The 3,466-nt window shown below is 64.6% G+C and carries 3 protein-coding genes and 1 pseudogene; 2 read left to right on the top strand and 2 right to left on the bottom strand.

Translation table 11 applies throughout. The annotated features are described in order from the left end of the window. Window positions 1–553, bottom strand: a pseudogene (locus A2J01_RS10440) (sensor histidine kinase); the annotation flags it as partial. A gap of 164 nt (window positions 554–717) precedes the next feature. Here A2J01_RS10440 and A2J01_RS10435 point away from each other — a divergent pair. Both A2J01_RS10435 and A2J01_RS10430 read left to right on the top strand, forming a co-directional pair. Further along, window positions 718–1,392, top strand: coding sequence for a hypothetical protein (locus tag A2J01_RS10435; RefSeq protein WP_064112658.1), 675 nt, complete (start codon window positions 718–720; stop codon window positions 1,390–1,392). Then, window positions 1,389–2,777: an alpha/beta-hydrolase family protein gene (locus A2J01_RS10430; RefSeq protein ID WP_064112657.1), complete on the top strand. Its 1,389-nt coding sequence runs from the start codon at window positions 1,389–1,391 to the stop codon at window positions 2,775–2,777. Before A2J01_RS10435 ends, A2J01_RS10430 begins: the two co-directional genes overlap by 4 nt. 57 nt (window positions 2,778–2,834) lie before the next feature. Here the strand turns inward: A2J01_RS10430 and A2J01_RS10425 are convergent. Beyond that, window positions 2,835–3,466 (bottom strand): amidase family protein (locus A2J01_RS10425; protein WP_269455302.1); only part of this gene is annotated, 632 nt, incomplete at its 5' end.

Raw genomic sequence — 3,466 nt, 5'->3', positions numbered from 1 at the left:
AGACGACCAGGGCACTCAGCCCGACAGCCCAACCGGCGCCGTCGCTTCCCGGGGCGTTGCCGAGAAAGAGCAGCACCGTGGCGATCCAGGCGACACCGACAACCTGAATGGGCGCCCGCAGACTCACTGCGGCCAGCAACGACATCAGCACGATGATGTGGACGACCTGCCACGGGTAGTCGTAACCGGGAGTGTTGTCGAACACCAACGGGATGATCAGTGCCGACACCGCCGACACCGCCCACCCCAACGGAGCGTTGATCCGGATCAGGACGAACGGAAATGCAGCCAACGCGGCGACGAAGGGCATGATCGGCGGCGAAACATGATGCGTCAGTTGCAGTGTCGGCCAGGCAATCGAATAGAGGATCAGGGTGATCGCTACGGTGACGATGTTCCAGAACTGACCGCGGGCCACGAAACTGGTTGCCCGACGCACTTTCTCCGAATGAACGACCGCCCCGTCGAGGCCGGACAGCATCGACCCGGCGGTGGCGTATGTCGGCGCGGGCACATCCGGTGCACCCTTGTTCTTCCTACGGACCTTGATCACTCGTCAAGCCTATGAAGGCGAACCCCGAAAGTCCTCATACTGCAGAGTGAGATCCCCCTACCTCCGAGGTATCACAGGGGAGGGAATTCTCACCCGAATGCGCGTCGGAGAACCCCTCCACAGAGCGATGACCGCCAGGATTGTCCGTTCATAGCGTGAACGGCATGCGGATCACACGGGTGAAAGACATCTCTCGAAGCGCCGGCACCTGGGCGGCCCTGGCGCTGGCTGCAACGGCAGCGATCACGGTCACTGCCGGAGCGAGCGGAGCCCAGTCGCCGCGCACCGAGAATTCGAACGCATCCAGGGCGATCGCCACCGTGACTACTGCGGATGCCGCTGACGCTGCGACCACCATCCCGGCGGACTTTGCGGCATTCGCCGGTTACACCCCCGCCGTCGTCGACGGATACCTCGCCAATCCCCACGGCGACTGCTCGTCGCCGGTCCCACTTCCCGACGAATTCGACTCGGCCTGCAAAGCGCACGATCTCGGCTACGACCTACTCCGCTACGCGCATTCGCACGGAACGGAACTGGGGCCGTGGGCACGTCAGGCCCTCGACGGTCAGCTCGACCAGCGAATGCATGCCGCGTGTGAAGACCGCACGTCCTTTCTCTCACGAGGGTATTGCTTCGCGATGGCCGATGTAGCCGTCACGGCTGTGAACGGAAACTCCTGGCGCCAAAGCTATCTGACGCCGGTCGCGGAATCGGGATTCGGTTACGGCACGGCCGGTGTTCTGGCAGTCTCCGCCTTCGGCTTCACCCTGATGCGATCGCGGCGCCTCGACCCGTCGAACGAGTTCTCCTACTCCCCGAAAGCGATTGCAGCATGAGCGTTCTGAATGCGTCACGGACCCCCGTCCTCGCCCGAGTCGGGGCGCTCGCACTCCCCCGCGTGTCCACGAGCGTCGCCGTGGCAGCGATGTCCGCCATCTCGCTGGCTCCCGGACTCCTGCCGCGATCAGCCGTACTACAAGGGGTGTTCAGCGGTCTGCTCGTCGCGGCCGGACTACTGGCGATGTGGGCGTTCTCCGCGGTAGCCCGTCGGTTCGTCCCCGACCGGGTCAAGGCCCGATTCGACGAACGTCATTGGCGCATCACCGCGTTCGGGTTGTCGACTGCCGGCACCGCAGTTGCGATGTTCGCCGCCGCCGGTTGGCAGAACTCGTTGCGAGCGGCGATGGGCGCACCGTCTGCCGGACTTCTCCACTGGGCGGAGGCGGGTTGCATTGCAGCACTGACCGCCCTTTCACTCTGGGGCCTCGGGGTCGGACTTTCGAAGGCGCTGCGGTGGATGGGTTTCGCGCGGAGTGTTGGCGCACTGGTCATGGGTGTTCTCGGAGTGCAGTTGGTAGTCGGTCCCGCCGTGTGGAACGGTCTTTCCGATTCGTTCGACAAGTCCAACGCGTACATCGACACCGCTCTGACACAGCCACTTTCGGCCTCCGCGACAGGCAGCTCCGAATCGCTCATCTCGTGGACGTCGATGGGTGCCGAGGGACGCAAGTTCGTCGCAGCAGGCGAAGACTCGGTGCGCGTCTACGCCGGTTTGGATTCGGCACCCGACACTGCATCACGTGCCGCGCTCGCGGTGAGCGAACTCGATCGCGTCGGCGGCTTTACCCGCAACAGCGTCGTAGTGGCCGTTCCGACCGGATCGGGGTGGATCGACACGCATGCAGTCGACGGTATCGAGCAACGGTTCGGCGGCGACGTCGCAATAGTCGGGCAGCAATACTCCGACGCACCCAGTTGGGCGACATTCCTGTTCAGCCGCGACGACGCCGAAGAATCGGCAACCGCTCTGTTCACCGCCGTCGGCAGCCACATTGCCGCTATGCCCGCCGAGGATCGACCGGACCTGTTCCTCTACGGACAGAGCCTCGGCGCCGTCGGCGGCAGCGCCGCACTGTCCGAGGGCAGTCCCATCGTCCCGTGCGACGTGTTGTGGGCAGGTCCCCCGGCCGGCGCGACACGGACGGACGGCGCAACCGTCCTAGCGAACAAGTCTGACCCGGTGGTGTGGTGGTCCCCCGCCCTCGCGACGCAGAAGCCGGATCTGAGCCGTGCCGTGCAAGATGCACCGATCCCGCAGTGGATCCCGGGTGTCACGTTCTTGCAGACCACCGTCGACATGCTCGGTTCGCTCGGTGTCCCCGCCGGTCACGGCCATCGCTACGGAACCGATCAGGGGACGGCCCTGAGAACTTGCTCCTGAAACTGCTGTGCGCCTTTATTAACCGCGGGGGGTTAATAAAGGCGCACAGCAAACAGGTCAGACTGCAGTCGCTATCGGGCCGCGTGCAGCTTCGTAGGCCGCACCGACACGGTAGAGGCGCTCGTCAGCCATGGCGGGCGCCATGATCTGCAAGCCCACCGGCAGGTTGTCGTCCGCGGACAGGCCCGAGGGCACCGACATCGCGCAGTGTCCGGCCAGGTTGGTCGGCAGCGTGCACAGGTCGGAGAGGTACATGGCCAACGGATCGCCGACCTTCTCCCCCAACTTCCACGGCGTGAACGGACTGGTCGGCGAGACCAGTACGTCCACCTTCTCGTAGGCCCTGTCGAAATCGCGCGCGATGAGCGTACGAACCTTGAGCGCCGAACCGTAGTAGGCGTCGTAGTATCCCGAGGACAGTGCGTAGGTACCGATCATGATGCGGCGCTTGACCTCCGGACCGAAACCGGCGGCGCGGGTTGCCGCCATGACCTGGTCGGCACTCATGTTGCCGTCGTCGACACGCAGTCCGTAGCGCATGGCGTCGAAGCGAGCCAGGTTGGACGAGACCTCACTGGGCAGCACCAGGTAGTACGACGCGAGCGCATGCTCGAAGCTCGGGCACGAAACCTCGACAACTTCGGCGCCCAAAGCCTTGAGTTGCTCGACAGCAGCGTCGAAGGAAGCGA

The sequence above is a fragment of the Rhodococcus sp. EPR-134 genome (genome assembly GCF_001647205.1).
Taxonomy (GTDB): Bacteria; Actinomycetota; Actinomycetes; order Mycobacteriales; family Mycobacteriaceae; genus Rhodococcus_F; species Rhodococcus_F qingshengii.
The sequence above is the reverse complement of the archived record's forward strand: the minus strand, read 5'-3'. Positions and strand labels throughout refer to the sequence as shown.

Coding starts and splice junctions, on each gene's coding strand:
- A2J01_RS10435 (WP_064112658.1), top strand. CDS start 718: ATGCGGATCACACGGGTGAAAGACATCTCTCGAAGCGCCGGCACCTGG.
- A2J01_RS10430 (WP_064112657.1), top strand. CDS start 1,389: ATGAGCGTTCTGAATGCGTCACGGACCCCCGTCCTCGCCCGAGTCGGG.